At 74.4% G+C, this 24,918-nt stretch carries 32 protein-coding genes, 1 tRNA gene and 3 pseudogenes; 13 read left to right on the top strand and 23 right to left on the bottom strand.

The window, feature by feature from the left end:
• Nucleotides 1-28 precede the first annotated feature (28 nt).
• The 3 genes from E9529_RS22500 to E9529_RS00165 all read right to left on the bottom strand — a co-directional run bounded on the left by E9529_RS22500 (nucleotide 29) and on the right by E9529_RS00165 (nucleotide 2,963).
• The gene (locus E9529_RS22500) at nucleotides 29-763 is read right to left on the bottom strand and encodes a PaaI family thioesterase (protein ID WP_236829112.1); all 735 of its coding nucleotides are present in this window, start codon (nucleotides 761-763) and stop codon (nucleotides 29-31) included.
• Entirely contained in the window at nucleotides 756-1,910 is a 1,155-nt protein-coding gene (locus tag E9529_RS00170; protein WP_236829111.1) for an acyl-CoA dehydrogenase family protein, read from the bottom strand. The genes E9529_RS22500 and E9529_RS00170 overlap by 8 nt, the downstream gene beginning before the upstream one ends.
• Before the next feature lie 138 nt (nucleotides 1,911-2,048).
• Nucleotides 2,049-2,963, bottom strand: coding sequence for an aldo/keto reductase (locus tag E9529_RS00165; protein WP_236829110.1), 915 nt, complete (start codon nucleotides 2,961-2,963; stop codon nucleotides 2,049-2,051).
• A 1-nt stretch (nucleotide 2,964) separates the two neighbouring features.
• Between E9529_RS00165 and E9529_RS00160 the strand changes: the two genes are divergently transcribed.
• Nucleotides 2,965-3,558, top strand: a complete 594-nt coding sequence (locus E9529_RS00160) for a histidine phosphatase family protein (RefSeq protein WP_236829109.1) — start codon at nucleotides 2,965-2,967, stop codon at nucleotides 3,556-3,558.
• 9 nt (nucleotides 3,559-3,567) lie between these two features.
• Here the strand turns inward: E9529_RS00160 and E9529_RS00155 are convergent, their stop codons facing one another.
• Nucleotides 3,568-4,677: an EAL domain-containing protein gene (locus E9529_RS00155; RefSeq protein WP_236829108.1), complete on the bottom strand. Its 1,110-nt coding sequence runs from the start codon at nucleotides 4,675-4,677 to the stop codon at nucleotides 3,568-3,570.
• 125 nt (nucleotides 4,678-4,802) lie between these two features.
• Between E9529_RS00155 and E9529_RS00150 the strand changes: the two genes are divergently transcribed.
• Complete coding sequence (locus tag E9529_RS00150) at nucleotides 4,803-5,417, top strand: TetR/AcrR family transcriptional regulator (RefSeq protein ID WP_236829107.1); 615 nt, start codon at nucleotides 4,803-4,805, stop codon at nucleotides 5,415-5,417.
• Nucleotides 5,418-5,423: 6 nt separating this feature from the next.
• Here the strand turns inward: E9529_RS00150 and E9529_RS00145 are convergent, their stop codons facing one another.
• Nucleotides 5,424-5,912 carry a DUF427 domain-containing protein gene (locus tag E9529_RS00145; RefSeq protein ID WP_236829106.1) on the bottom strand — a complete coding sequence of 163 codons (489 nt, stop codon included), beginning with the start codon at nucleotides 5,910-5,912 and terminating at the stop codon, nucleotides 5,424-5,426.
• 4 nt (nucleotides 5,913-5,916) lie between these two features.
• A complete protein-coding gene (locus E9529_RS00140) occupies nucleotides 5,917-6,207 on the bottom strand; it encodes a DUF3618 domain-containing protein (protein ID WP_236829105.1) in 291 nt (96 codons plus the stop codon).
• Between the two features lie 88 nt (nucleotides 6,208-6,295).
• Between E9529_RS00140 and E9529_RS00135 the strand changes: the two genes are divergently transcribed.
• A tRNA-Leu gene (locus E9529_RS00135) sits at nucleotides 6,296-6,376 on the top strand.
• Between the two features lie 78 nt (nucleotides 6,377-6,454).
• On the top strand, nucleotides 6,455-6,973 hold the full coding sequence (locus E9529_RS00130; RefSeq protein WP_236829104.1) for a hypothetical protein: 519 nt from the start codon (nucleotides 6,455-6,457) through the stop codon (nucleotides 6,971-6,973).
• A gap of 7 nt (nucleotides 6,974-6,980) precedes the next feature.
• Here the strand turns inward: E9529_RS00130 and E9529_RS22910 are convergent.
• Nucleotides 6,981-7,387: pseudogene (locus E9529_RS22910) on the bottom strand (hypothetical protein).
• Between the two features lie 88 nt (nucleotides 7,388-7,475).
• Nucleotides 7,476-7,754: pseudogene (locus E9529_RS22905) on the bottom strand (hypothetical protein); the annotation flags it as partial.
• A gap of 212 nt (nucleotides 7,755-7,966) precedes the next feature.
• Between E9529_RS22905 and E9529_RS00120 the strand changes: the two are divergent.
• Nucleotides 7,967-8,176, top strand: coding sequence for a hypothetical protein (locus E9529_RS00120; RefSeq protein ID WP_236829102.1), 210 nt, complete (start codon nucleotides 7,967-7,969; stop codon nucleotides 8,174-8,176).
• 13 nt (nucleotides 8,177-8,189) lie between these two features.
• On the opposite strand, the gene rdgB is transcribed toward E9529_RS00120, so the two are convergent.
• Together rdgB and rph are read right to left on the bottom strand one after the other, a co-directional pair.
• Nucleotides 8,190-8,798: an RdgB/HAM1 family non-canonical purine NTP pyrophosphatase gene (rdgB, locus tag E9529_RS00115; protein ID WP_236829101.1), complete on the bottom strand. Its 609-nt coding sequence runs from the start codon at nucleotides 8,796-8,798 to the stop codon at nucleotides 8,190-8,192.
• Entirely contained in the window at nucleotides 8,795-9,517 is a 723-nt protein-coding gene (rph, locus tag E9529_RS00110; RefSeq protein ID WP_236829100.1) for a ribonuclease PH, read from the bottom strand. Before rph ends, rdgB begins: the two co-directional genes overlap by 4 nt.
• Nucleotides 9,518-9,593: 76 nt before the next feature.
• Here rph and E9529_RS00105 point away from each other — a divergent pair, with 76 nt between their 5' ends.
• Genes E9529_RS00105 through bcp form a run of 3 tightly spaced genes read left to right on the top strand, consistent with a single transcriptional unit; the run spans nucleotide 9,594 to nucleotide 11,348 of the window.
• Nucleotides 9,594-10,391, top strand: coding sequence for a potassium channel family protein (locus tag E9529_RS00105; protein WP_236829099.1), 798 nt, complete (start codon nucleotides 9,594-9,596; stop codon nucleotides 10,389-10,391).
• A gap of 17 nt (nucleotides 10,392-10,408) precedes the next feature.
• Complete coding sequence (locus E9529_RS00100) at nucleotides 10,409-10,813, top strand: YjbQ family protein (protein WP_236829098.1); 405 nt, start codon at nucleotides 10,409-10,411, stop codon at nucleotides 10,811-10,813.
• Between the two features lie 46 nt (nucleotides 10,814-10,859).
• Nucleotides 10,860-11,348 carry a thioredoxin-dependent thiol peroxidase gene (gene bcp / locus E9529_RS00095; protein WP_236829097.1) on the top strand — a complete coding sequence of 163 codons (489 nt, stop codon included), beginning with the start codon at nucleotides 10,860-10,862 and terminating at the stop codon, nucleotides 11,346-11,348.
• A 4-nt stretch (nucleotides 11,349-11,352) separates the two neighbouring features.
• On the opposite strand, the gene E9529_RS00090 is transcribed toward bcp, so the two are convergent.
• Nucleotides 11,353-11,835: a DUF4262 domain-containing protein gene (locus tag E9529_RS00090; RefSeq protein WP_236829096.1), complete on the bottom strand. Its 483-nt coding sequence runs from the start codon at nucleotides 11,833-11,835 to the stop codon at nucleotides 11,353-11,355.
• A 141-nt stretch (nucleotides 11,836-11,976) separates the two neighbouring features.
• On the opposite strand from E9529_RS00090, the gene E9529_RS00085 reads away from it, so the two are divergent.
• Nucleotides 11,977-12,621, top strand: coding sequence for a dihydrofolate reductase family protein (locus E9529_RS00085; protein WP_236829095.1), 645 nt, complete (start codon nucleotides 11,977-11,979; stop codon nucleotides 12,619-12,621).
• A gap of 4 nt (nucleotides 12,622-12,625) precedes the next feature.
• Here E9529_RS00085 and E9529_RS00080 read toward each other — a convergent pair whose 3' ends face one another.
• A complete protein-coding gene (locus tag E9529_RS00080; RefSeq protein ID WP_236829094.1) occupies nucleotides 12,626-13,216 on the bottom strand; it encodes a QsdR family transcriptional regulator in 591 nt (196 codons plus the stop codon).
• A 72-nt stretch (nucleotides 13,217-13,288) separates the two neighbouring features.
• On the opposite strand from E9529_RS00080, the gene E9529_RS00075 reads away from it, so the two are divergent.
• On the top strand, nucleotides 13,289-13,849 hold the full coding sequence (locus E9529_RS00075) for a GNAT family N-acetyltransferase (RefSeq protein ID WP_236829093.1): 561 nt from the start codon (nucleotides 13,289-13,291) through the stop codon (nucleotides 13,847-13,849).
• A 24-nt stretch (nucleotides 13,850-13,873) separates the two neighbouring features.
• Here E9529_RS00075 and E9529_RS00070 read toward each other — a convergent pair whose 3' ends face one another.
• Genes E9529_RS00070 through E9529_RS00045 form a run of 6 tightly spaced genes read right to left on the bottom strand, consistent with a single transcriptional unit; the run spans nucleotide 13,874 to nucleotide 18,341 of the window.
• Nucleotides 13,874-14,809 (bottom strand): DNA polymerase domain-containing protein, encoded by a 936-nt coding sequence (locus E9529_RS00070; RefSeq protein WP_236829092.1) that lies wholly within the window; start codon nucleotides 14,807-14,809, stop codon nucleotides 13,874-13,876.
• Nucleotides 14,810-14,849: 40 nt separating this feature from the next.
• A complete protein-coding gene (locus E9529_RS00065; RefSeq protein WP_236829091.1) occupies nucleotides 14,850-15,593 on the bottom strand; it encodes an MBL fold metallo-hydrolase in 744 nt (247 codons plus the stop codon).
• Nucleotides 15,590-16,414 carry a glutamate racemase gene (murI, locus tag E9529_RS00060; RefSeq protein ID WP_236829090.1) on the bottom strand — a complete coding sequence of 275 codons (825 nt, stop codon included), beginning with the start codon at nucleotides 16,412-16,414 and terminating at the stop codon, nucleotides 15,590-15,592. The genes E9529_RS00065 and murI overlap by 4 nt, the downstream gene beginning before the upstream one ends.
• 42 nt (nucleotides 16,415-16,456) lie before the next feature.
• Nucleotides 16,457-17,407 (bottom strand): PLP-dependent cysteine synthase family protein, encoded by a 951-nt coding sequence (locus E9529_RS00055; RefSeq protein WP_236829089.1) that lies wholly within the window; start codon nucleotides 17,405-17,407, stop codon nucleotides 16,457-16,459.
• Between the two features lie 50 nt (nucleotides 17,408-17,457).
• Nucleotides 17,458-17,808 (bottom strand): MoaD/ThiS family protein, encoded by a 351-nt coding sequence (locus E9529_RS00050; protein WP_374201284.1) that lies wholly within the window; start codon nucleotides 17,806-17,808, stop codon nucleotides 17,458-17,460.
• A gap of 47 nt (nucleotides 17,809-17,855) precedes the next feature.
• A complete protein-coding gene (locus E9529_RS00045; protein ID WP_236829088.1) occupies nucleotides 17,856-18,341 on the bottom strand; it encodes a Mov34/MPN/PAD-1 family protein in 486 nt (161 codons plus the stop codon).
• Nucleotides 18,342-18,458: 117 nt separating this feature from the next.
• On the opposite strand from E9529_RS00045, the gene E9529_RS00040 reads away from it, so the two are divergent.
• A complete protein-coding gene (locus E9529_RS00040) occupies nucleotides 18,459-18,812 on the top strand; it encodes a hypothetical protein (RefSeq protein ID WP_236829087.1) in 354 nt (117 codons plus the stop codon).
• Here the strand turns inward: E9529_RS00040 and E9529_RS00035 are convergent.
• Entirely contained in the window at nucleotides 18,751-19,251 is a 501-nt protein-coding gene (locus E9529_RS00035) for a DUF2017 family protein (RefSeq protein WP_236829086.1), read from the bottom strand. The two genes, E9529_RS00040 and E9529_RS00035, sit on opposite strands and share 62 nt — an antisense overlap.
• The gene (gene clpS / locus E9529_RS00030; protein ID WP_236829085.1) at nucleotides 19,248-19,544 is read right to left on the bottom strand and encodes an ATP-dependent Clp protease adapter ClpS; all 297 of its coding nucleotides are present in this window, start codon (nucleotides 19,542-19,544) and stop codon (nucleotides 19,248-19,250) included. The genes E9529_RS00035 and clpS overlap by 4 nt, the downstream gene beginning before the upstream one ends.
• A gap of 60 nt (nucleotides 19,545-19,604) precedes the next feature.
• Between clpS and E9529_RS00025 the strand changes: the two genes are divergently transcribed.
• Nucleotides 19,605-20,888 carry a nicotinate phosphoribosyltransferase gene (locus E9529_RS00025; protein ID WP_236829084.1) on the top strand — a complete coding sequence of 428 codons (1,284 nt, stop codon included), beginning with the start codon at nucleotides 19,605-19,607 and terminating at the stop codon, nucleotides 20,886-20,888.
• Complete coding sequence (locus E9529_RS00020; RefSeq protein WP_308195234.1) at nucleotides 20,885-21,499, top strand: isochorismatase family protein; 615 nt, start codon at nucleotides 20,885-20,887, stop codon at nucleotides 21,497-21,499. Before E9529_RS00025 ends, E9529_RS00020 begins: the two co-directional genes overlap by 4 nt.
• A gap of 3 nt (nucleotides 21,500-21,502) precedes the next feature.
• Here E9529_RS00020 and serB read toward each other — a convergent pair whose 3' ends face one another.
• The 3 genes and pseudogenes from serB to E9529_RS00005 form a co-directional block, all read right to left on the bottom strand.
• Nucleotides 21,503-22,768 carry a phosphoserine phosphatase SerB gene (serB, locus tag E9529_RS00015; RefSeq protein WP_236829083.1) on the bottom strand — a complete coding sequence of 422 codons (1,266 nt, stop codon included), beginning with the start codon at nucleotides 22,766-22,768 and terminating at the stop codon, nucleotides 21,503-21,505.
• Between the two features lie 126 nt (nucleotides 22,769-22,894).
• The gene (gene ctaD, locus E9529_RS00010) at nucleotides 22,895-24,652 is read right to left on the bottom strand and encodes a cytochrome c oxidase subunit I (protein ID WP_236829082.1); all 1,758 of its coding nucleotides are present in this window, start codon (nucleotides 24,650-24,652) and stop codon (nucleotides 22,895-22,897) included.
• A gap of 63 nt (nucleotides 24,653-24,715) precedes the next feature.
• Nucleotides 24,716-24,918 (bottom strand): annotated as a pseudogene (locus E9529_RS00005) (23S rRNA methyltransferase); the annotation flags it as partial.

The raw sequence follows: 24,918 nt of genomic DNA, 5'->3' as shown, positions 1-24,918 counted from the left end.
CGGGTACCGCGCGGTTCCCGAACTCGTTTCAGCTGCGGCTGGTCCAGGCGCCGACGTCGCGGCCGGTGCGCGCGAACACCTCCGACGCCCGCTCGGCCCGTAGCGCGACCAGCAGCGCCTCGCCCTCGGCGAGGGTGGTGCCCGGGTCGTCCTCGGCGACCAGCCGGGCCGTGGCGGTGGCCCGCCGCCCCTCGACCGAGACCAGCTGACCGGTCACCAGGAGCGGGACGCCCAGGTGCACCGGCCGCCGGTAGGTGACCGTCAGCGTCGCCGTCAGGCCGCCGTGCCCGGCCCCGCGCGCCGAGCGGGCGAGCACGTGGTCCAGCAGCGTGGCCACGACCCCGCCGTGCACCAGCCCCGGCGGGCCCTCGAGCTTCTTCCCGACGGTCACGCGGCTGACGCACCGGCCCTCGTCCGGGAAGTCGACGACCTCCATCGGCGGGGCCACCGGGCTGCCCGGCCCGTACACCGGGCTGTACCAGCGCTGCCCGCTGTCCGGGTCGTCCACCGAGGCGATCTCGTGCACCTCGCGCAGGTCCGTCGACAGCAGCGCGGTCAGCTCCCGCGCCGCGCCGGTGGCCTCGGCGAGCCGGTCCAGCGGCACCTCGGTGCGGACGGCGGCGTCGACCAGCTCACGCAGCGCCTCCCCGAGCTCGCCGACCGCCGCGCGACGGACCTCCCGCGCCTCTTCCGTCAGGTGGCCCTCCTGCAGGGGCCCGCCGCGAGCCTGCGAGTGGTGGCGGGCAGGAGGGTCCTCACGCACGCGGCATGCCGGCCTCGCGCAGCAGGGCGCCGCCCACGATGACCCGCTGCACCTCGCTGGTGCCCTCGTAGAGCCGGAACAGCCGGGCGTCGCGGTAGAAGCGCTCGACCGGCGTCGTCCGCAAGTAGCCCATGCCGCCGTGCACCTGCACGGCCTTGTCGACAGCGCGCCCCACCATCTCGGTGCAGAACAGCTTCGCCGACGACGGGCCGACGGAGGTGTCCTCGCCGGAGTCGTAGCGGGCCGCGACGTCGCGCACCATGCTGCGGCCCGCGAGCAGCTCGGCGTGCATGTCGGCGAGCATCGCCTGCACCAGCTGGAAGCGGCCGATCGGCGCCCCGCCCTGCTTGGCGGTGGCGGCGTAGGCGACCGACTCGTCGAGCACCCGCTGCGCCATGCCGACGCACAGCGCCGCGATGTGCAGCCGGCCGCGGGACAGCACGGTGAGCGCCTTGGCGTAGCCGCGGCCCTCCTCGCCGATGAGGGCGTCGGCGGGCACCCGGACGTCGTCGAAGTACACCTCGGAGGTCCAGGCGCCGGCCTGGCCCATCTTCTTGTCCTTGGGCCCGACGGTGACCCCCGGCGTCGTCGTCTCCACCACGAAGCTGGAGATGCCGCGTCCGCCCTTTTCCGCGGGGTCGGTGCGGGCGAAGACGACGAACAGGTCGGCGATCGGCGCGTTGGTGATGTAGCGCTTGCTGCCGTTGATGACCCACCCGTCGCCGTCGCGGCGGGCGCTGGTGCGCAGCGCGGAGGGGTCGGAGCCGGCCTCGGCCTCGGTCAGCGCGAAGGAGCCGATCAGCTCGCCGGCGGACAGGCGCGGCAGGTACTTCTTCTTCTGCTCGTCGCTGCCGAACTTGGCGATGACCTGGCCGGAGATGCCGTTGTTGGTGCCGAACAGCGAGCGGAAGGCCGGCGTCGTGTAGCCGAACTCCATGGCCAGCTCGACGTCCTCGGCCATGGTGACGCCCAGCCCGCCGTGGTCCTCGGGCAGCGCGTAGCCGAACAGCCCCATCTCGGCGGCCTGCGCGCGCAGGTCGTCGGGGATGCGGTCCTCGTCCTCGATCTGCTCCTCGCGGGGCACCACCGATCCGCGGATCAGCTGGCGAACGGCGTCCTTGACCTGGCGGAAGTCCTCAGCATCCACGGGGACATGGTGACGCGTGCCGCCGCCCGCTGTCGCGCCGGGGTCCACCCCACGCCGAGCCATGCGGACTCGTGGCCACCAGCCGGCGATGGCCACGAGTGCGCATGATCCGCGAGAGCACGGTGCCGAGGTCTTCGCTCAGGCGAGGGCGTCCAGGCGGGCCATGTCCTCGGCCGAGAGCGTCAGTCGCGCCGCACCCAGGTTCTCGGTGAGGTGGTCCACCGACTTGGTGCCCGGGATCGGCAGCATGACCGGCGACTTCTGGAGCAGCCAGGCCAGCGCCACCTGGGACGGCGTGGCGTCGAGCTCGCGGGCGATGTCCGCGACCGGGCTGTCGGGCGAGGCGAGGTCACCGGTGGCGATGGGGAACCACGGGATGAATGCGATGCCGTGCTCCGTGGCGTGGTCCAGGACGTCCTGGCTCTGCCGGTTGGTGAGGTTGTAGAGGTTCTGCACGCTGACGATCTCGGTGATCGCGCGGGCGGCCTCGAGCTCCTCGACCGACACCTCCGAGACGCCGATGTGGCGCACCTTGCCCTGCTCCTTGAGCTCGACGAAAGCGCCCAGCTGGTCGGCCAGCGGCACCTCGGGGTCGATGCGGTGCAGCTGGATGAGGTCGATCCGCTCGACCTTCAGGTGCCGCAGCGAGAGCTCGACCTGCTGCTTGAGGTAGGCCGGGCGCCCGACCGGCGTCCAGACGTCCGGGCCCTGCCGGGTCAGCCCGGCCTTGGTCGCGATGACCAGGCCCTCCGGGTAGGGGTGCAGCGCCTCGGCGATGATCTGCTCGCTGACCTCGGGGCCGTAGGAGTCGGCGGTGTCGATGAAGTCGACGCCCTGCTCGACGGCGGCCTGCACCACGCGGACGGCGGCGGCGCGATCGGCCGGCTCGCCCCACACCCCCGGGCCGGGCAGCTGCATGGCGCCGTAGCCGAGACGGTGCACGGGGAGGTCCCCGCCGATCGTGAACGTGTCGCTCAGTTCTGCAGTGGTCATGCCACCGGCCAGCGCGACGGCGGGCGCGCGTGTTCCCGCGCCGGCGTGTTCGATGGGCACCGTGAGCGAGCGGACGGGCGAGGTGGTCGTGCTGCGGCACGGGCAGACGGAGTGGAGCCGCACCGGCCAGCACACCGGGGCCACCGACCTGCCCCTGCTGCCCGAGGGCGAGGAGCAGGCCCGCGCCCTGCGGGAGGTCCTGGGGCGGCGGCGGTTCACCGAGGTGCGGGTGAGCCCGCTGCAACGGGCGCGGCGCACCGCCGAGCTGGCCGGGCTCCCCCCGACCGCCGTCGACGGGGACCTGGTCGAGCTCGACTACGGCGGCTACGAGGGCCGCACGACCGCCGAGATCAGCGAGGAGCTGGGCCGGCAGTGGTCGATCTGGCGGGACGGCACGGTCGACGCCGACGTCCGAGGTGAGTCGCTCGCCGACGTCGGCGCGCGCGTCGACCGGGTGCTGGCCCGGGTGCGCGACCGGCTGCCCGACGGCGACGTCGCCCTCGTCGCCCACGGGCACGTGCTGCGGGTGCTGACGGCGCGGTGGCTCGGGCTGGCTCCCGAGGCCGGCGCCCTGTTCGCGCTGCCGGCCGGGAGGTACGGCGTCCTCGGGCACGAGCACGGCCGACCCGTGCTCACCGGCTGGGCGCTGGGGTAGGACGCGACCTCAGCGCGCGCGGGCCACCGGCTGCCAGCGGCCCTCCAGCTCCTCGGCGGGGGGCTCGGGGCGCACCGGCCGGCCGAACAACCAGCCCTGGCCCAGGTCGGCCCCCAGCGCCGCCACCTCCTCGGCGAGCTCCTCGGTCTCGATGCCCTCGGCGACGACCACCGCGCCCAGCTGGTGGGCCAGGTCGGTGACCGCCTTCAGCACCGCGCGGGCGCCGTCGTCGGGCAGCTCCTGCACCAGCCCCTTGTCCAGCTTGACCACCTCGGGCCGGACGGCGGCCAGCAGCGACAGGCTCGACCAGCCGGTGCCGACGTCGTCGAGCGCGACCCGCCAGCCCAGCGAGCGGTAGTGCTCGAGCACCGACACCAGGTGCCCCCGGTCGGCGATCGCGTGCGACTCCGCGACCTCGAAGACCAGCTGCTGGGGGTCGATCCCGGCGTCGTGGGCGACCCGCTCGGTGCTCGCCAGGCAGACCTGGGGCCGGTAGATCGAGGTGGGGTTGAAGTTCACGAACAGGTCGTGGCTGCCCAGCCACGGCACCGCGCCGGCGATGGCGGACTCCCGGCCGATGCGGTCCAGGCGGTGCAGCCAGCCCGCCGACTCGGCGACGAAGAACAGGTCCCCGCCGCCGACCTCGCGGCCGTCGACGAGCCCGCGCAGCAGTGCCTCGTGGGCGACGACCGACCGATCGGCCAGGGAGACGATCGGCTGGTAGACCGACCAGAACTCCGCCTCGGCCAGGACGCCCACCTCCACGGTGACCCCGCGCCGGGCCAGCTCGACGGCGAGCGTCGGGGCGGTGAGCAGCCGGGCGGTGAGCGCCACGCCGTCGTCCGGCGGGTCGGTGACCACCCGCACGGCCTCGGTCTCGGCGCCGGTCAGCTCACGGGCCAGCTTCTGGAAGAGCCGCTCCAGGCCGCGGCCACCCCGGTCGTCGAGGACGTCGACCACCTGGGGCGCGGAGTCCACGGTGAGGCCCAGCGCCTTGGCGGTGCGGGTGACGTGCGGCAGCACGTGCCCGATCGTGGTCGCCAGCAGCGCGCGGCTCGCCCGGCCGGGCACCTCCCAGTTCTGGCGGCACCCGCAGACGCCGCCGCAGATGGTTCCCACGCAGGACAGGGTGACTGACATCGCGGGACCCGCGGGACAGGCGCGCGGCGGTATCCGACGCTCTTCCGGGGTACTCGCAGGGGAGTTCCAGCACTTCCACAACTTGAATGTCTAAGGTTTGCCCCATGGCCGCTCTCACCACCGCTGAAGCCGCCCGTCCGAGTCGTGGCGGCCGCCCGCGCGACCCCAGCCGGGACGGGGTGATCCGCGCCGCCATCCTCCGGCTGCTCGCCGACGTGGGCTACGGCGCGCTGACCATGGACGCGGTCGCCGCCGAGGCCGGCGTCGGCAAGGCGACGATCTACCGCCGCTGGCGCACCAAGCAGGACCTGGTCGTCGACACCATCTCCGACCTGAACCGCGACGAGGCGCCCAGCCCGGACACCGGCTCGCTCGAGGGCGACCTGCGCGTGATCATGCACACCCTCGTCGGCGTGGTGAACGGCCCGACCGGCGCGGCGACGCTCTCGCTGCTCTCCACCGTGCCGCGCCACCCGGCGCTCGCCGAGGCCTTCGAGAAGGGCCCGCTGGCGGTCTGGCGGCAGTCCTTCGAGCAGGTGTGGGAGAACGCCGAGGCGCGCGGCGAGGTGCGGCCCGGTTTCCGCTCGTCCGTGGCCGCCGAGTCGATCAGCGCGCTCATGGTGCAGCGCTGGCTGCTCACCCACCGCCCGGTCGACGAGGCCTACGCCGACGAGGTGCTGCAGACCGTCGTCATGCCGCTGGTGCGCAGCCAGGCCTGAGACCGCTCACCAGCCGAGGGAGCCGGGCCCGCCCTTGACCGGCCCGGCGATCTCGTCGGTGATCCAGCCGCCGTAGAAGCCGCCCGGCTGCGGCCGCGCCTGCTCGCCGTCGACCAGCGCGCGGTCGACCTTGCCCGGGTAGAAGGCGATCGCCGAGCGCAGGTGCTCGTAACCGGGGGCCGGGTCCTCGTAGGACCACCCGATCTCCGGGATGCGCCGGCCGTCGACGACGGCGTCCCAGTAGGTCGCCGCACCCTTCCACTCGCACACCGAGCGACCCGGGGCCCGCTCGAGCAGGTCGACGGCGACGTCCTCGCGCGGCACGTAGTACACCGGCGGGTGGCTGGTCTCGCAGACCCGCACCGCCCGCCGGGTGTCGGCCAGCACCCGGCCGGCCACCTCGACGACGACGTGGCGGTCGCTCACCAGCGCCGACGGGGGGCGCGGGTAGTCCCAGACCGACTCCTGGCCCGGGCCGACCGGATCGCGGCGCACCGGATCAGCGGGCGCGGCGGCCCTTGTCGACCACGACCATGCGGCGGCCGAGCACCTCGACCTCGTCCTTGCGCCGGTTCCGCACCTTCTGGACGACGACCAGCGTGACCAGCAGGCCGACGGCGCCGATCGTGGCCTGGCCCGCCGGGGTCTGCAGGAAGCGCTGCACGGCGTCCCGCCCCTGCGCCTTCAGGCGGGTCGGGCTGCTCCGGTAGGCGATCTGGTCCAGGGTGGCGGCCAGCGACTCGCGGGCCGCATCGATCTCGAGCTGGATCTGTCGTGGGTCGCGGGGCACGGCGACAGCCTGCCAGACGTGCCGCAGGTCAGCGCGGCGACGGGCCTCCCCGGCCACCCGCCCGGGTGCTCCTAGACTCCGGGACCACGCGGGAGTGGTGTAACGGCAGCCACGCCAGACTTAGGATCTGGTGCCTTCGGGCGTGGGGGTTCGACTCCCCCCTCCCGCACTCGGACGGCCGGCGCGGCGGTCACCCGACCGGGTGACGGCGGGTGCGGTGCCCACCGCGCGGCCGCAGGCTCCCCGGGTGAACGCGTGGCTGCTGCGAGCGCCCTGGTGGCAGGTCGGCATCGCGATGGGGGTGCTCCTGGCCCCGTTCGCCGTGCTCGTGCTCGGGCTGACCGGCGACCGCAGCTGGACCGCCGCCGTCCTCCTGGGCGTGGGCGCCGCGGTGGTCTGCGCACCGATGCTCGGCTTCGTCACCGCGCACACCGTCCGCGACGCGATGGCGGCCGTCGAGGAGGTGCCCGAGGACCAGCGCGCCGCGGTGGAACGCGCGGCCCGCCGGGGCGCGGTGCCCGAGGACGACGCCCTCCGGGAGGCCGCGCTGCACCTCGTCGAGGACCGGCTGCTCACCGTCCACGCGACCCGCACCCGCGCGCTCGCCCTGCCCGCCGTCCTGGCCGTGGTCGCCGCCTTCCTCGCGGTGGCGCAGTCACCGTGGTGGTGGCTCGGCGTGGCGGTGGCGGCGGCGCTGGCCGTGCTGGTGCTCGTCGCGCCCGGCCGGCTCGAGCGGCGCGCGGCGCTGCTCCGCCGGGCCGGTTGAGCGCCGGTCAACCCAGGACGACGCGCAGGTCGAGCTCGGCCGACGGGGTGCCCGGGTCGTCGTCGTCCACGACGGCGAGCAGGTGCACCACGCCGTCCTCCATCCCGCGGAGCGCCAGGCCCTCCACCTTGTGCACGTGCCCGTCCACCTCCGGGACGGGCGCGACCGCCTGCACGTGTCGCCGTCCAGCAGCGCGACCGCGGTGGCGACCACCGGCCCGTCGTCGACCGCGTTCGGGGTGTCCTCGGCCGCCGCGCTCAGCAGCACCCGGCCGTCCGGGAGGGCGACCGCGTCGGTGACCGCGAGCCCCACGCCCGCGACCTCGCCCAGCTCGTACCGCCGGGGCCGGCTCACGGGGACGGCGGCGGGCTCGGCGCGACCGATGACCACGGCGACGAGGTCGCGCAGCGGCACGTCGACGCTCGCCGAAAGGACGCCGGCAGCGAGGTTGCCCCGGTACACCGGGCCCAGCTCCGCCGCGCACCACGGGCTGCCCGCCGTCCAGGCGTACCAGCACCGCCCGCATGCGCCGGGGCGTCGAGCCCGATCCCAGCAGCAGCACCGCCGGCTCCCCGTCCACCTCGGCCGGGCAGGCCACCTCCAGGTTGGGCTTGAGGTGCTTGGTGCCCGCGGCCTCGCTGAAGGTGCGCAGACCCTCGACCGGCGGCAGCACCGCCACGGCGACCACCTCGCCGGGCCGGCGCCAGGCGGCGACCGTCGAGTCGTCCTGGACGACCAGCCAGCCGTCCCCGAGCGGATCCACGCCCGAGGCGGCGGTCACCGGGGTGTCGTCGGCGAACCGCAACGTCCGGGCCCCGTCCACAAAGACCTGGACCGGCCCGGGATGCCCCGCCCGGGGGCAGCCCACGCGCGGGGGCAGCCCACGCGCGGCTCAGCGGTAGCCGGTCCGCCCGCGCCGCGACCCGTCACCCGGCCGGGTGGCGTGCGGGCACCGCCCCTGCACCGCGGCGCCGGAGCAGCCGATGGGACCTCATGCCCTCGACCGCGACCTGGCTCCCGGCCGCCCTGGTGCGCGCCGCCGTCGTCCACCCCGCCGCCGCCACGCCCGCCCGTGGCCGGCACCGGGCCCCGGAGCCGGGCACCCCGGTCCCGACGCGGGAGGGCGAGCGCCCGGGCCGGCACGCCGAGCCCGACGAGCAGGACTCCCTCGCCTGGCTGGGCTCCTCGCTGCGCCGGGACTGACCCGGGCGCCGGCTCAGCGGGGCGTCAGCACCTCGGCCAGGACCGGCACCAGCGCGGCGAACGCCTGGCCGCGGTGGCTGCGCGCGTCCTTCTCCGCCGGCTCCAGCTGCGCGGAGGTCAGCTCGAGCCCCTCCGGGACGAACACGGGGTCGTAGCCGAAGCCGTTGCTCCCCCGCTTCTCGTGGACCACGCGCCCGCGCCACTGCCGCTCCAGCACCCGCTCGGTGCCGTCGGGAGTGACCAGCGCCGCCGCGCACACGAACGCCGCACCCCGCCGCTCGTCGGGCACGTCGGCGAGCTGGCCGAGCAGCAGCGCGGTGTTGGCGTCGTCGTCACCGTGCCGGCCCGACCACCGGGCCGAGAGCACCCCGGGCATGCCGTTCAGCGCGTCGACCGCGAGCCCGGAGTCGTCGGCCACCGCCGGCAGGCCGGTGTACCGCACCGCCTCCCGCGCCTTGAGCAGCGCGTTGTCCGCGAAGGTCGCGCCGGTCTCCGGCGCCTCGGGGTACTCGTCGACGTCGCGCAGGCCGATGACCTCGACGCCGGGGACAGCGGTGGCCAGCAGGCGACGGAGCTCGGCGAGCTTGCCCGCGTTGCGGGTGGCCAGCAGCAGCTGCGTCATGCCGACAACGCCACCTGCTGGACCCGGGTCAGCTCCGCGCAGCCGGCGACCGCGAGGTCGAGCAGCGCGTCGAGGGTGGGCCGGTCGAAGACCGCGCCCTCCGCGGTGCCCTGCACCTCGACGAAGCCGCCGTCCCCGGTGCAGACCACGTTCATGTCGGTGCCGGCGCGCACGTCCTCCTCGTAGGCGAGGTCCAGCCGCGGCTCGCCGTCGATGACGCCGACGCTGACGGCGGCGACGGACTGCACCAGCGGTTCCTTCTTCGCCAGCTTCCCGCGCTCGCCGAGCCAGGAGACGGCGTCGGCCAGCGCGACGTAGGCGCCGGTGATGGCGGCCGTCCGGGTGCCGCCGTCGGCCTGGAGGACGTCGCAGTCGATGGCGACGCTGTTCTCGCCGAGCGCGCCCAGGTCGATCGAGGCGCGCAGCGAGCGGCCGATGAGCCGGCTGATCTCGTGCGTGCGGCCGCCGATCCGTCCCTTGACCGACTCGCGGTCGCTGCGGGTGTGCGTGGCACGCGGCAGCATCGAGTACTCGGCGGTGACCCAGCCCAGGCCCGAGCCCTTGCGCCACCGCGGCACGCCCTCGGTCACGCTGGCCGCGCAGAGCACGCGGGTGCGGCCGAACTCCACCAGCACCGATCCCTCGGCGTGGTCGAGCCAGTTGCGGGTGATGGTCACCGGACGGAGCTGGTCGGCGCTACGGCCGTCGGCGCGGGTCACGTCCGCCGACAGTAGTGAACGCCGCCGACGACCTCCGGACGAGCCGGGACCGCCGCCGGCGCTAACCTCGCCGGACATGGCCGCACCCACCACCGACGATGCGCGCCGGCGACGGTGGGAGAGCACCACCGGCTGGATCCTGACCACCGCCGCGCTGCTGTTCCTGACCGCCTACGCCTGGCCGATCATCGACCCCGATCTCGCCGCGCCGTGGCCGACGGTGCTGGCCTGGGTCACCGCGGCCGCCTGGGCCTGGTTCGCGATCGACTACGGCGCCCGGCTGTGGTTGTCCGATCACCGCGGCCGGTTCGTGCGGAGCCATCCGTTCGACCTGGCCGTCATCGTCCTGCCGCTGCTGCGCCCCCTGCGGCTCCTCCGGCTCGTCACCCTGCTCTCCGCGCTCAACCGGCACGCCGGGAGCTCGTTGCGCGGCCGGGTCGCGGTCTACGTCGTCGGGGCCACGGCCCTGCTCATGTTCGTGGCCGCGCTCGCCGTGCTGGACGCCGAACGCGGGCAACCCGAGGGGAACATCGACACCTTCGGCGACGCGCTGTGGTGGTCGTTCGCCACCGTGACGACCGTCGGGTACGGCGATCGCTTCCCGGTCACCACGCAGGGCCGCGCGATCGCCGCCGGGCTGATGCTGACGGGCATCGCGCTGCTCGGCGTGATCACCGCGACGTTCGCCTCCTGGCTGGTGGAGCGGGTGCAGGAGGTCGGGGAGGAGTCGGAGGCGGTCACCCGGCGCGACCTGCAGGCGCTGACGGCGGAGGTCGCGCAGCTGCGCGCGGCCCTGCTCCGGGGGCCGGCCGCCCCGGACGCCGTCCCCTCTGCCGGCACCGGGAACGGTCCGGCACGCGACCGGAGCCCGTGACGGGCAGGATCGGCGCCATGAGATCGGAGCTGCGATCCGTCCGCACCGGCGGCGTCCCCGTCGTCGTCGACCTCACCGACGACTGCGCCGAGTTCGTGCAGCAGGAGGGCGACGGGCTGCTGCACGTCTTCGTCCCGCACGCGACCGCCGGCCTGGCGATCCTGGAGACCGGTTCGGGCAGCGACGACGACCTGCTGGCCCAGCTGGAGGAGTTACTCCCCCGCGACGACCGCTGGCGCCACCGGCACGGCAGCCCCGGGCACGGCCGGGACCACGTGCTGCCGGCGTTCGTGCCGCCGCACGCCAGCGTGCCGGTGCTGGAGGGCCGGCTGATGCTGGGCACGTGGCAGCGCATCTGCCTGGTCGACACCAACACCGACAACCACCAGCGGCAGGTGCGCTTCTCCTTCCTGCCCGGCTGACCGCCCCCTTGCGACCACTCCCCCGGGACACGGCAGGATGCGCGGCATGACCGAGACCGACGCCGCCCCCGTCCGCCTGGCCCCCGGCGACCCGGCGCCGGACTTCACGCTGCCCGACGCCGACGGCACCCCGGTGTCGCTGTCGTCCTACCGCGGCCGGCGCGTCATCGTCTACTGCTACCCGGCCGCGATGACCCCTGGCTGCACCACCCAGGCCGTCGACTTCACCGCCGCGGCCGGCGACCTCGCCGAGGCGGGGCTGGAGATCATCGGCATCTCCCCCGACCCGGTAGAGAAGCTCGCCCGCTTCCGCGAGAAGGAGGACCTGCGCATCACGCTCGTCTCCGACCCGGACAAGCAGGTGATGCAGGCCTACGGCGCGTACGGCACGAAGAAGCTGTACGGCAAGGAGGTCGTCGGGGTGATCCGGTCGACGTTCGTCATCGACGCGGAGGGCCGCGTCGAGCGCGCCTCCTACAACGTCAAGGCCACCGGGCACGTGGCCAAGCTGCGCCGAGACCTCGGCCTCGAGTGACCCCCTAGGCACGCCACGTGCCCGGCCGCGGCTGGCACTGCGGCGGGCAGGGGTACCCCGGGTCCCACGGGAAGCCGCCGTCCCGGTGCGCCCAGGTGAGCTGGTAGGCGGGCACGGAGAACTCGTCGGGGCGCTGGTAGAAGCGGTTGGCGGTGAACAGGACGTCGCCCGGGTTGGGCAGCTCCTCGACCACCAGCGGCTCGCGCTCGCCGTGGACGATCACCTCCCCGGGCACGAGGTCCCGCCCGGCGAGCACCAGGCCGGCGACGTGGTCCAGCACGGCACAGGTCGACTCCCGCCCGGCCCCCACGACGACCAGCTCGGGGTGCCCCACGCCGAACAGCCCGACGGTGTAGCCGAACGGCGGCTCGTCGGCCTCCTCGCCGCGCATCACGTACTGCACGGCGACCCGGTGCGCGCGGATCGTCTGCGCCAGCCGGCTGTCCTCCTGGTCGAGCCAGGCGATCGTCTGGGGGTCGGTCGTCATGCCGCACAGCCGACCACCGACCACCGACAGCCGGTGCGCCCGAGCGGTGGGCTGTGGACGGGCGGGCCGCCTGGGGACGCGGCCGATGAGTTCCCGTCGCCCGGGCGGTCGGAAGGGCATCGACCGCCCCGGAGGGACACCGTGCACCAACTGCTGAAGGTCCAGAACTTCACCGTCTCGAGCGACGGCTTCGGCGCCGGCGAGGGCCAGAGCCTGGAGCGGCCGTTCGGCTCCGCCGACCCGCTGGAGCTGATGGGCTGGGCGGTCGCGACGGCGAGCTTCCCGAACCGCACCGAGCCCGGCGGCAGCCGTGGTCTCGACGACTACTTCACCCGGGACTTCGCGCACGGCATCGGCGCGGAGATCATGGGCCGGAACAAGTTCGGTCCCCAGCGCGGTCCGTGGCAGGACCACGAGTGGCAGGGCTGGTGGGGGCCCGAGCCGCCGTTCCACACGCCGGTGTTCGTGCTCACCCACCACCCGCGGCCGTCGTTCACCCTGGCGGACACGACCTTCTCCTTCGTCGACGGCGACCCGGCCGACGTGCTGGAGCAGGCGCGCGCGGCGGCCGGTGACCGGCACGTCCGGCTGGGGGGCGGGGCCACCACCGTCCGGGAGTTCCTGGACGCCGACCTCGTCGACACGCTGCACGTCGCGGTGGCGCCCGTGGAACTCGGCTCCGGCTCGCGGCTGTGGCACTCCCCCGACGAGCTGCTCGACCGGTTCTACCGCGAGGTGGTGCCCAGCCCGAGCGGCGTCGTCCACCACCTCTACTGGCGCCGCTGAGGAGTCAGCTCCCGTCGATGCCGAAGACGCTGGCGATGAGGGCGTCGATCACCGTGGTCGCCGCCTTGAGGTCCGGCGCCCGGGCGGCGAGCACCTCGGAGTAGAGGAAGGACTCCCCCAGCCGTACCACCGCCAGCGCGAGCAGCGGTACGGGGACCTGCGGCACCAGGCCGTGCTCGTCGACGTCCCGCTGGAACAGCTCGGTGTAGGCCTCGACCACCCGGGGCTGCACGCGGCCCTGCGGGTCGGTGAGCACCCGGATCGCGGTCGTCGGCTCCTCGTCGAGCAGGCGGCGGACGGGGCCGGCGGTGCTGAGGGCGTAGCGGAAGTCCTCGCTCACGGCCAGCGAGCGCAGCCGGTCCCCCGGCCCGACGTCGGCCGCGCGGGCATCGTGCTCCCGCTCGATGGCGGCCAGCGTGCGCCGGCCGAGGAAGGCCAGCGCGTCACCGAGGATGGCGTCGCGGTTGCCGGCCCGGCGGAACAGCGTCGCCCGCGAGATGCCGAGCTCGGCCGCCAGGGTGCCGGTGTCCAGCCGGCGGCCGCTCATCAGCGTCCGCGCCGCGTGCCGCACGATCTCCTCGGGGGCGCCCGTCACGGGGGCAGCGTAGGGCAGGCGCCGGCCACCGAAGCCGCGGTCGGCTGCCCCCGGTCCTCGTACCGTGGCGGGATGAGCAGGCCGAGCCCTCCTCTGCCCTGGCCGGCGGTGCCCCCGGCGCACGGCACCGTCGTGCTCCGCGAGTTCGTCGACGCCGACGTCGCCGTGGGTCTCGACCTGTCCACCGACCCCTACGTCCCGCTCGTCAGCACCCTGCCCCCGCACGCCACGGAGGACCGGGCGCGGGAGTGGGTGGAGCAGAACCGGGCACGGTGGCCGACGGGGAAGGGGTTCTCCTTCGCGATCGCCGACGCCGGCAGCGGGCAGGGTCTGGGGCAGATCGGCCTGTGGCTCGACGAGCTGCCCCACGGCCGGGCCTCGGCGGGCTACTTCGTCGCGCCGGCCGCCCGTGGCCGCGGGCGCGCGGCCGACGCGCTCACCGCGGCGACCGCCTTCGCCTGGACCATCCCCGGCCTGGCCCGGGTGCAGCTGCACATCGAGCCGTGGAACACCGCCTCGGTGCGCACGGCGGAGCGCGCCGGTTACCAGCGGGAGGGGCTGCTGCGCCGGTACATGGAGATCGGCGGGCGCCGCCGCGACATGCTGCTGTTCGCCGCGCTGCGGCCGGGCTGAGGCGGCACCGCGGCCACCGCGGCCTCAGCCCTCGGCGGCGGCCTCGCGGGCGCGCTTGCGCCGCTTGCCCTCGTGCATGGCCTGCACGCGGGCCACCGGGATCGTGTGGCCCTCGGCGACCAGGTCGGCCGGCAGCTCCTGCGGCTCCGGCAGCAGGGCGGCCCAGTCGGGCAGCGGCGCGGCCGTGGTGACGGTGGCGTCGCCCGGCCGGACCGCGTCGAGGTCGGCCCAGTCCACGGGCGCCGACACGGGCAGCCCCGGCCGCACCCGCGGGCTGTAGGCGGCGACGACGGTGCCGGTGCCCGACCGGGTGGAGTCCACGAACACCCGGCCCCCGCGCTCCTCCTTGAGGAACGCCGTCGTCGCGACGGCGGGGTCCAGCTGCGCCGTCCGCTGCGCCAGCGCCCGCGTCGCCGCCGCGACGTCCTCCACCGGTGCGCCGCGGACGGGGACGACGACGTGCAGCCCGGAGGAGCCGCTGGTCTTCACCGCGGCGGCGAGCCCGGCGTCGGCCAGCGCCCGGCGGGCGAGCCGCGCGACGGCGACGACGTCGGAGAAGTCGGCCCCGTCGGGCGGGTCGAGGTCGAGGACCAGCCCGGTGGGCTCGTGCGTGCCGGCCGGGAGGAACGGGACGTGGAACTCGACCGCGCGCTGGTTGGCCAGCCACAGCAGGGTGCGCCGGTCGTCGCAGAGCACCTGGTGCACCTCGCGGTGCGCCGACTCGGCCCACACCGGCACGGTGCGCACCCAGGAGGGCGCGCCCTTGCTCACGTTGCGCTGCATGAACGGCGCCTGGCCCGGCCGCACCCGCACCACCGAGAGCGGCCGGCCGGCCAGCAGCGGGACCATCCGGTCGGCGACGGCGTCGAGGTGGTCGACGAGCGCCCGCTTGGGAACCCCCAGCCCGTCACCGAGCGGCGAATCGAGGCTGCTCAGCGGCACGCCGTCCCGCTCTTCCATGGGGTCACCGTTCCGCGATCGCGGCGATCCGGCAACCGGCTCAGACCTCGTAGACGGCTCCGGGGCTGACCAGCTCGGTCTCGCTGAACACCGAGCTCGCCGCGAACAGCTGGCCGATGTGGTCCACCCACGACGGGATGTGGGTGAGCAGCAGCCGCCCGACCCCCGCGTCGGCGGCGTGCTGCGCGGCCTGCCGCCCGGTGAGGTGCAGGCCCGGGGGCTGGTCGGGGACGTTGTCCGGGTGGGCGGCCTCGGCGAGGAGCACGTCGGCGCCGCGGGCCAGCTCGGCCACGCGGTCGCAGGGGCCGGTGTCACCGGTGTAGACCAGCGACCGGCCACCAGCGGTGAGCCGGACGGCGTAGGTCTCGACCGGGTGCGCCGTGCGGGCGAGCTCGACGTCGAAGGGCCCGATGCGCAGCGCCCCGGGGCCCACGGGCACGAAGTCGAAGACGTCGGTCAGGCCGTCGCCGTCCAGGTCGTAGGCGGCCGCGAGACGCCGCTCGGCCCCCACCGGCGCGTACAGCGGCACCAGCGGCCCGCGGGAGCGGCCGGAGTAGCGGTGCCAGACGACGAACGGGGCGACGTCGAGGCAGTGGTCGGCGTGCAGGTGCGAGAGGAACACCGCGTCCACCGACGCCGGGTCCGCGTACCGCTGCAGCGCACCGAAGGAGCCGTTGCCGAGGTCCAGCACCAGCCGGAAGCCGTCGTGCTCCACGAGGTAGCAGGACGCGGGCGAGTCGGGGCCCGGGCCGCTGCCGCAGCACCCCACGACGGTCAGCTTCACGCGGCACCCGCCCGCCCGGCGGTGAGCACCGCACCGACCTCCGGCCCGAGGAAGCGGCGGCCCAGGCGGGCGAACGGCTCGGGGTCGCCGGTCGCGAGGAAGGCGTGCGTCGGCGGCGGGGCGTCGGGGTCGCGGAGCAGGTCGGTGCGGGTGAGCACCCGGTAGACGTCCTTGGCGGTCTCCTCGGCGCTGGAGACCAGGGTGACGCCGTCGCCGAGCACCACCGACAGCACGCCGGTCAGCAGCGGGTAGTGCGTGCAACCCAGGACGACGGTGTCGACACCGGCAGCCATGAGCGGGTCGAGGTAGGACTGCGCCAGGCCCAGCAACTGCCGGCCGCTGGTGATGCCGCGCTCGACGAAGTCGACGAAGCTCGGGCAGGCCGCGGAGGTCACCGTGACCTGCGGGGCCGCGGCGAACGCGTCGTCGTACGCGCCGCTGGTGACGGTCGCCTGGGTGCCGATGACGCCGATCCGGCCGTTGCGGGTGGCGGCGATCGCCCGGCGGACCGCGGGCAGCACCACCTCGACGACCGGCACGTCGTAGCGCTCCCGCGCGTCGCGCAGCGAGGCCGCGCTCGCGGAGTTGCACGCGACGACGAGCATCTTGACGCCGCTGGCGACCAGCTCGTCCATGACCGCGAGCGAGTGCCGGCGGACCTCGGCGATCGGCAGCGGGCCGTAGGGGCCGTTCGCGGTGTCGCCGATGTAGCGGACGGCCTCGCCCGGCAGCTGGTCCAGCACCGCTCGGGCGACGGTGAGCCCACCGACGCCCGAGTCGAAGATGCCGATCGGCGCGTCGGCTCCTGGCTGCGTCCCCATGTCGCCGATCAGGCTAGCCCGCACCGGTGACACGTCCTGCCCCTAGGCCCAGAGCTGGCCCTCCAGCGCGGAGGCCGCCTCCTCCAGCGTGCCCGCGTAGGCGCCGGTGGAGAGGTACTTCCAGCCGCCGTCGCAGACGATGAAGCAGATGTCGGCCCGGCGCCCGGCCGCGACCTCCTTGTCGGCGATGCCCAGGGCCGCGTGCAGGATCGCGCCGGTGGAGATGCCGGCGAAGATGCCCTCGCGCTCCACCAGCTGGCGGGTGCGGTGGATGGCGTCGTCGGGCCCCACGGAGAACCGGGAGTCCAGCAGCTCGGCGTCGTAGAGCTCGGGGATGAACCCCTCGTCGATGTTGCGCAGGCCGTAGACCAGCTCGCCGTACCGCGGCTCGGCGGCGATCACCTGCACGCCGGGCTTGTGCTCGCGGAAGTAGCGGGAGCACCCCATCAGCGTGCCGGTCGTGCCCAGCCCGGCGACGAAGTGGGTGATCGACGGCAGGTCGGCGAGGATCTCCGGCGCCGTCCCCTCGTAGTGCGCCTGCGCGTTCGCCGGGTTGCCGTACTGGTAGAGCATCACCCAGTCGTCGTGCTGGGCGGCGAGCTCCTTGGCGACGGCGACGGCCTGGTTGGAGCCACCCGCGGCCGGTGAGGAGATGATCTGCGCCCCGTACATCTCCAGCAGCTGCCGGCGCTCCACCGAGGTGTTCTCCGGCATGACGCAGACCAGCCGGTAGCCGCGCTGGCGGGCCACCATGGCCAGCGAGATGCCGGTGTTGCCGCTGGTCGGCTCGAGGATGGTCGAGCCCGGGCGCAGCAGCCCCTCCTTCTCCGCCGCCTCGATCATCCTGATCGCGGCGCGGTCCTTGATGGAGCCGGTGGGGTTGTGGTCCTCGAGCTTGGCCCACAGCCGGACGTCGGGGGTCGGCGAGAGGTTGGGCAGCCCGACGAGCGGGGTGCCGCCGAGGGAGTCGACGAGGGAGGCGAAGCGGGCCATCGGGTGAGCTCTTCCGGGACGGGGACGAGGAGGCGGGAGCGGCGTGCCGCTCAGCAGCCGCCCGCGACCGCCGGGAGGATGGTGACCGAGTCGCCGTCCTTCACCTCGGTGTCGAGGGCACCGGTGAAGCGCACGTCCTCGTCGTTCACGTAGACGTTGACGAAGCGGTGCAGCTTGCCCTCCTCGGTCACGAGGCGGTCCTTGAGGCCCGAGTGCTTGCTGTCGAGGTCGTCGATGAGCGCGCCCAGGGTGCTCCCGCTGCCCTCGACGGTCTTGTTGCCGCCGGTGTGGGTGCGCAGGATGGTCGGGATCCGGACCTCGATGGCCATGGCGTGCTTCTCCTCGGTGCGTGGGATGTCGGGGGTGCTGCGCTGGCAGCCGTGGTGCGTCTGTGCGGGCAACGCCCGGTGCCCGCCGTCGATTCCGGACGGCGGCTGCAGTCAGCCGTTCAGTCGTAGACGACGGTCGTCGGCGAGTGCCCGAACAGGTAGGACTCGACGATCTCGACCTCCTCCTCCGACACCTCCCCGTCGACGATGCGGTAGCTGCGGAACTCGACGTCGTCACCGGACAGGCCGGTCCCGGGACCGTGGTGCCGCGTGGAGACCAGCACGTAGTGCGTGCGGGGGTCCGCCGCCGGCCCCGACGCGTACCCGATGTCGGTGCGCGAGGGGTAGGCCTCGGTGGCGGTGTGCGAGTGGTAGACGACGACCGGCCACTCGTCGCGGTCGTCCATCTCGCGGTACAGCGCCAGCAGGTCGGCGCTGTCGAACTCGTAGAACGTCGGCGACCGCGCCGCGTTCAGCATCGGCACGAAGCGCTCGGGACGCTCGGTCCCCTCCGGTCCGGCGACGACGCCGCAGGCCTCGTCCGGGTGGTCCTTCCGGGCGTGGGCCACGATGGCGTCGTAGGTCGCGCGGTCGATGCGCAGCACGCCGGCCAGTCTAGGCGGCCCCGCGGAACCGCACGCGGGTCGCCCCCGGGATCCCCACGGGCGGGTGACCGGCAGGTGGCCGCGGGGAGACGAGCCGGGACCGATACGGTCGGCGTCGTGTGGGTCCCGTTGCTCCTGACCGCCGGCGTCGTGCTGCTGGCCCTGCCGGCGCTGGTGATGGGCGCGAGGGGGCTGTTCCGGCACCGCGGCTACAGCGCGGTCCACCCCGGCGACCGCGGCCCCGTCGTGGTCATCGTGCTCGTCCGCGCGGTGCTGCTGCTCCTGCTGCTCGCCACCTCGGGGCTGGTGCTGGTCTCCACCGTCGGCGCGGTGCTGGCCGACGTCGAGCTGCACGGGATGGTCTACGTGCTCTTCGTCCTGGCCCTGCTGCTCGCGGCCCTGGTGCTGCTCACCTTCGGCCGGCGCGACCCGCGACGAGCGCGTCCACGAGCGACCCCTGCAGCGCGGTGAGCCAGTAGTAGACGGCGAGCTGGTGGTCGCCCTCGTCCACGATCTCCTCCGACGGCTCGGTGTCCTCGCCGATGTCCAGCCGCGTGCCCAGCGCCAGCCGCAGGTCGTTGCTCGTGCGCAGCCAGGCGCCGGCCTGGTCCCCGTCCAGCCGCACCTCTCCCCCGTCGGCCGGCAGCGTGGCGCGGACCGTGGCCAGGTCGTCGGCCTTGCCCCCGCGCAGCGCCTGCTCGGTGAGCCCGCGGTAGTCCTCGGCGAGCGCCGGGTCGCTGCGGTGCCCCGCGGGGAACAGCCGCTCGATCACCGGGTCGCCGCTGCTGTCGGCGCGGTCGGCGGCCAGCAGCTGCTCCAGCTGGTCGAGCAGCAGCCCGAGGATGCGGGCCTCCGCCGGGTCCAGCCGCGCGACCAGGAGCCCCCCGCGGGCGGCGCGGAACGGCTTCACGAGTCCCTCTGGTAGCTGGCCCACAACCCGTAGGCGTGCAGCCGGCTGGTGTCGTGCTCCATCCGCTCGCGCGGCCCGGAGCTGACGATCGCCTTCCCCTCGTGGTGCACCTGGAGCATCAGCGTGGTCGCCGTCGGCTCGTCGTAGCCGAACAGCTCCTGCAGCACGAAGGTCACGTAGGTCATCAGGTTGACCGGGTCGTTCCAGACGATGGTCACCCACGGCCGGTCGAGGTCGCCGTGCTCCTCGACGGTCGTCTCGGGGGCCCGGGTCGGGGCGAGCGGTCCGGCCACGACGCCCAGCTTAGGACGTCGCCCGGCCCGCCGATCAGGCTCCGCCTACGCTCCGGAGCCATGCCGACGGCTCCCGCGCTGCTCACCGATCGCTACGAGCTGACCATGCTCGCCGCCGCGCTCGCCGACGGCACGGCCGGGCGGGACTGCGTCTTCGAGGTGTTCGCCCGTCGGCTGCCGCACGGCCGTCGCTACGGCGTGCTGGCGGGCACCGGCCGGCTGCTCGAGGCGCTGCCGCACTTCCGCTTCGGCGACGCGGAGCTGGCCACCCTGCGCGACCAGGGGCTGACCGACCGGCGGCTGCTGGACTGGCTGGCCGACTTCCGGTTCAGCGGCGACGTCGACGGCTACGCCGAGGGCGAGCTGTTCTTCCCGGGCTCGCCGGTGCTGACCGTGCGCGCCCCCTTCGGCGAGGGCGTGCTGCTGGAGACCCTCGCCCTGTCGGTGCTGAACCACGACTCGGCGATCGCCTCGGCGGCGGCGCGGATGGTGGCCGCCGCCTGCGAGCGGCCCTGCATCGAGATGGGGTCGCGGCGCACCCACGAGCGGGCCGCCGTGGCCGCCGCGCGCGCCGCGCACCTCGTGGGCTTCGCGGCGAGCTCCAACCTGGAGGCCGGCCGGCGCTACGGCGTCCCCACCACCGGCACCAGCGCGCACGCCTTCACGCTGCTGCACGACGACGAGCGCGCGGCCTTCCGCGCGCAGGTGGAGACCCTCGGCACCGGCACCACGCTGCTCGTCGACACCTACGACGTCGAGCAGGGCATCCGGACGGCGATCGAGGTGGCCGGCCCGGAGCTGGGCGCCATCCGGCTGGACTCCGGCGACCTGCCGACCCTGGCCACCCGGGCCCGGGAGCTCCTCGACGAGCTGGGCGCCACGGGCACCCGCGTCATCGTCACCAGCGACCTCGACGAGTACGCCATCGCCGGTCTCATGGCAGCACCGGTCGACGGCTACGGGGTGGGCACCTCGCTGGTCACCGGCTCGGGCGCGCCCACGGCCGGGATGGTCTACAAGCTGGTGGAGCGGGACGGCGTCCCCGTGGCCAAGCGCTCGGAGGGCAAGAACTCGGTGGGCGGGCGCAAGCACGCCGTCCGGCGCCACGGTGACGACGGCACCGCGACCGCCGAGGTGGTGAGCAGCGCGCCGGTCGAGCCGCGCCCGGGCGACCGCGACCTGGTCGTCCCGCTGGTGCGCGACGGTGCCCTGTGCGAGGACGTCCCCCCGCCCGAGGCGCTGCGGCGGGCCCGCGAGCACCACGCACGGGTCCGGGAGGCGCTGCCCGCCGAGGCGTGGGCGCTCTCCCGCGGCGAGCCGGTGCTCGAGACGCTGACCGCGTGAGCGACGGCCCCGCCGGCGGGCTCTCGGGGCACACTGCAGGGATGACGCGCGCGCTGATCGTCGTGGACGTGCAGAACGACTTCTGCGAGGGCGGCAGCCTGGCCGTCGCCGGTGGCGCCGCGGTGGCGGCCGCGATCACCGAGCACGTCCGGACGGCGGGCTACGACCACGTCGTCGCCACCCGCGACCACCACGTCGACCCCGGGTCGCACTTCGCCGAGACTCCGGACTTCCTCGAGACCTGGCCGGCGCACTGCGTCGTCGGCACCGGCGGGGTGGAGCTGCACCCGGCGCTGGACCGCGGCCCGCTCGAGGCGGTGTTCGACAAGGGCGAGTACGCCGCCGCCTACTCCGGGTTCGAAGGGGCCGCCGACGGCGTCGGGCTGGCCGACTGGCTGCGCGGCCGCGGGGTGGACGCCGTCGACGTGGTCGGCATCGCGACCGACCACTGCGTGCGGGCCACCGCCCTGGACGCCGTCGCGGCGGGATTCAGCACGCGGGTGCTGCTGCCCATGACCGCGGGCGTCTCCGAGGGCACGGTGGCGGCCGCCCTGGACCAGCTGCGGACGGCGGGGGTGCAGCTCGAGGGCGCCGACCACCAGGCCGGCTGATCGTCAGGGTGCGGCGTCGAGGACCTCGTCGCGGGTGAAGCCGAGCACCTGCAGCACCGCGTCGAGGTAGGGCTGGTTCAGCGCCGTGTGCGCCTGCTCGCGCACGAACGGCTTGGCGTTGAACGCGATGCCCAGCCCCGCGGTGCTCAGCATGTCGAGGTCGTTGGCCCCGTCGCCGACGGCCACCGTCTGGTCCAGCGGGATGCCGTACTGCTCGGCGAAGCGGACGAGCGCGCGCGCCTTGCCGGGGCGGTCGACGATCTCCCCGACCAGCCCGCCGGTGAGCCGCCCGTCCTCCACCTCGAGGGTGTTCGCCGCGGCGAAGTCCAGCCCGAGGCTGTCGGCGAGCGGGCCGGTGATCTGGGTGAAGCCGCCGCTGACGATGCCGCACCGGAAGCCGAGGCGCTGCAGGGTGCGGATGAGGGTGCGCGCGCCCGGGGTGAGCACCAGGTGCTCGCGGACTTCGTCGAGCACCGTCTCGGGCAGCCCGGCGAGCACGGCGACCCGCGCCCGCAGCGACTCGGCGAAGTCCAGCTCCCCGTTCATCGCCGCCGCGGTGATGCGGGCGACCTCCGCCGCCCGCCCGGCCCGCGCGGCCAGCTCGTCGATGACCTCCCCGCGCACGAGGGTGGAGTCGACGTCCAGGACGATCAGCCGCTTGCTGCGCCGGGCGATCCCCACCTGCTCGACGGCGATGTCGGCGCCGGTCTCGGCCGCCACGGAGGCCAGCGCGGTGCGCAGGGCGGTGGCCTCGGCCCCGGAGACGGTGAGCTCGAAGCTGGTGACCGGGAAGTCGGAGAGCCGCCGGATGGCGTCGATGTTGCCGCCGACCCCGGTGACGGCCCGCGCGGCGCCGGCCACCGCCTCCGGGGGCACCGGCCGGCCCAGGACGATGACGTGGTGCGGGCGCCCGCCCGGGAGCGGCGCGTCGGGGCCGCTGGCTGACTCGACCGCCACCCGGACGCCGACGGCCCGCTCGACGTCGTCGGCCACGGCACGCAGCTGGGCCAGCAGCTCCCGCTCCCCCGTCGCCGCGGGGCCAGCGGTCCCCCGCGCGCCGACCACCACGCCCAGCACCAGGTGCCCGTGCACCACGACCTGCTCGACGTCGAGGACCTCGACCGCCGGGCGCCCGTCCCCGCGGGCGGCCAGCGCCGCGAACAGGTGGGCGGTCACCCCCGGGCGGTCCGCCCCGGTGACGGTGAGCAGGGCCCGCGGCGCGGTCGCGTCGGGGGCCGGCAGCAGGTCGGGGGGCGGCTCGTGCGGCACGCCGTCATCGTGCCGCACGGCCGCGGCGCGCCCAGCCCCCACCCGGGACGACGACGCCCCGCCGGCCCGGAGGCCGACGGGGCGTCGGTGTCGTGCTGGGACGGCCACCCTCGGGGTGACCCCCGATCAGGTCGGGTCGGGGTCCTTCGGGCCCTGGCGCGGACCGGTGCCCTCGAGGACCTCGCTGACGCCGCCGTAGGGCTCGTGCCGCTTGCCGACGTGCGCCTCGGCCTGCAGCCGCTCGATGAGGTGCGGGTAGTGGGCCTCGAACGCCGGGCGCTCCGAGCGGATCCGGGGGATCTCCACGAAGTTGTGCCGCGGCGGCGGGGACGACGTCGCCCACTCCAGGCTGTTGCCGTGGCCCCACGGGTCGTCCCGCAGCGCGAGCTCGCCGTACTTCCACGACTTGACCACGTTGTAGAGGAACGGGATCACCGAGGCACCGAGGATGAACGAGCCGATCGTCGAGACCGTGTTCAGCACGGTGAACGTGTCGCTCTCCAGGTAGTCCACGTACCGGCGCGGCATGCCCTCGTTGCCCAGCCAGTGCTGCACCAGGAACGTGGCGTGGAAGCCGATGAACGTCAGCCAGAACTGCAGCTTCCCCAGCCGCTCGTCCATCATCCGGCCGCACATCTTGGGGAACCAGAAGTAGATGCCGGCGTAGGCGGCGAACACCACGGTGCCGAAGACGACGTAGTGGAAGTGGGCGACGACGAAGTAGCTGTCGTTCACGTGCCAGTCCAGCGGCGGGCTGGCCAGGAGGACGCCGGTCAGACCACCGAGGAGGAAGGTGATCATGAAGCCGATCGAGAACAGCATCGGCGTCTCGAAGGTCATCTGACCCCGCCACATGGTGCCGATCCAGTTGAAGAACTTGATCCCGGTCGGCACCGCGATGAGGTAGGTCAGGAAGGCGAAGAACGGCAGCAGCACCGCGCCGGTGGCGTACATGTGGTGCGCCCAGACGGCGAGGGAGAGCGCGCCGATCGCGATGGTCGCGAAGACCATGCCCTTGTAGCCGAAGAGCGGCTTGCGCGCGAAGACCGGGATGACTTCGGTGACGATGCCGAAGAAGGGCAGCGCGATGATGTAGACCTCGGGGTGCCCGAAGAACCAGAACAGGTGCTGCCACAGCATCGGGCCGCCGTTCTCGTCCGAGTAGACGAGGGAGCCCAGGTTGCGGTCGGCCAGCATCGCCGCGATCGCGGCGGTCAGGATCGGGAACGCGAAGAGGACCAGCACGCTGGTGACCAGCGTGTTCCAGACGAAGATCGGCATCCGGAACAGCGTCATGCCCGGCGCGCGGAGGCAGACGATCGTGGTGATGAAGTTGACTGCGCCGAGGATCGTGCCCAGACCGCTGACCGCCAGGCCGGCGAACCACATGTTCGCGCCGGCGCCGGGCGAGTTGACGACGTTCGACAGCGGCGCGTAGGCGTACCAGCCGAAGTCGGCCGCGCCACCGGGCGTGAGGAAGCCGCCCACGGCGATCAGGCTGCCGAAGAGGTACAGCCAGTAGGAGAAGGCGTTCAGCCGCGGGAAGGCGACGTCCGGCGCACCGATCTGCAGCGGCATGATCAGGTTCGAGAACGCGAAGAACAGCGGCGTCGCGAACATCAGCAGCATGATCGTGCCGTGCATCGTGAGCAGCTGGTTGTACTGCTCCGGCGACAGGAACTGCAGCCCCGGCCGCGCCAGCTCGCCTCGCATCAGCAGCGCCATGAGGCCACCGCCGATGAAGAAGACGAACGACGTGGTCAGGTACATCAGACCGATGGTCTTGTGGTCGGTGGTCCGCAGCAGGTTGCTGAGCCGCGAGCCCTTTTCGACCACGTGAGCCGGGCTGGGCCGGCTCACGATGGGCGCCGGTGCAATCGTCACGGCTCGCAGCTTAGACCGTGCGACCCGGCCGCTCAGGTCCGGCAGGCCAGGCGCGCCGGGCGATCAGCGTCCGCGCAGGTAGGTGGCCACTTCCACCGAGATGGTGACCGGGACGGCGGCCGGTAAGCGGGCCACGGAGGACGCCAGCTCGGCCGGGGTCAGGTGCCGGGCGTGCGGCCCCATCCCCACGAGCGTGGTCACCGCCGCGTGGTCCAGCAGCAGGGTCCGGCGGTACCGCTCGGCGCCGGCCCGGACCAGGTGCGGCT

This window comes from Blastococcus sp. KM273128 (assembly GCF_021698975.1).
Lineage (GTDB): Bacteria > Actinomycetota > Actinomycetes > Mycobacteriales > Geodermatophilaceae > Blastococcus.
The sequence above is the reverse complement of the archived record's forward strand: the minus strand, read 5'-3'. Positions and strand labels throughout refer to the sequence as shown.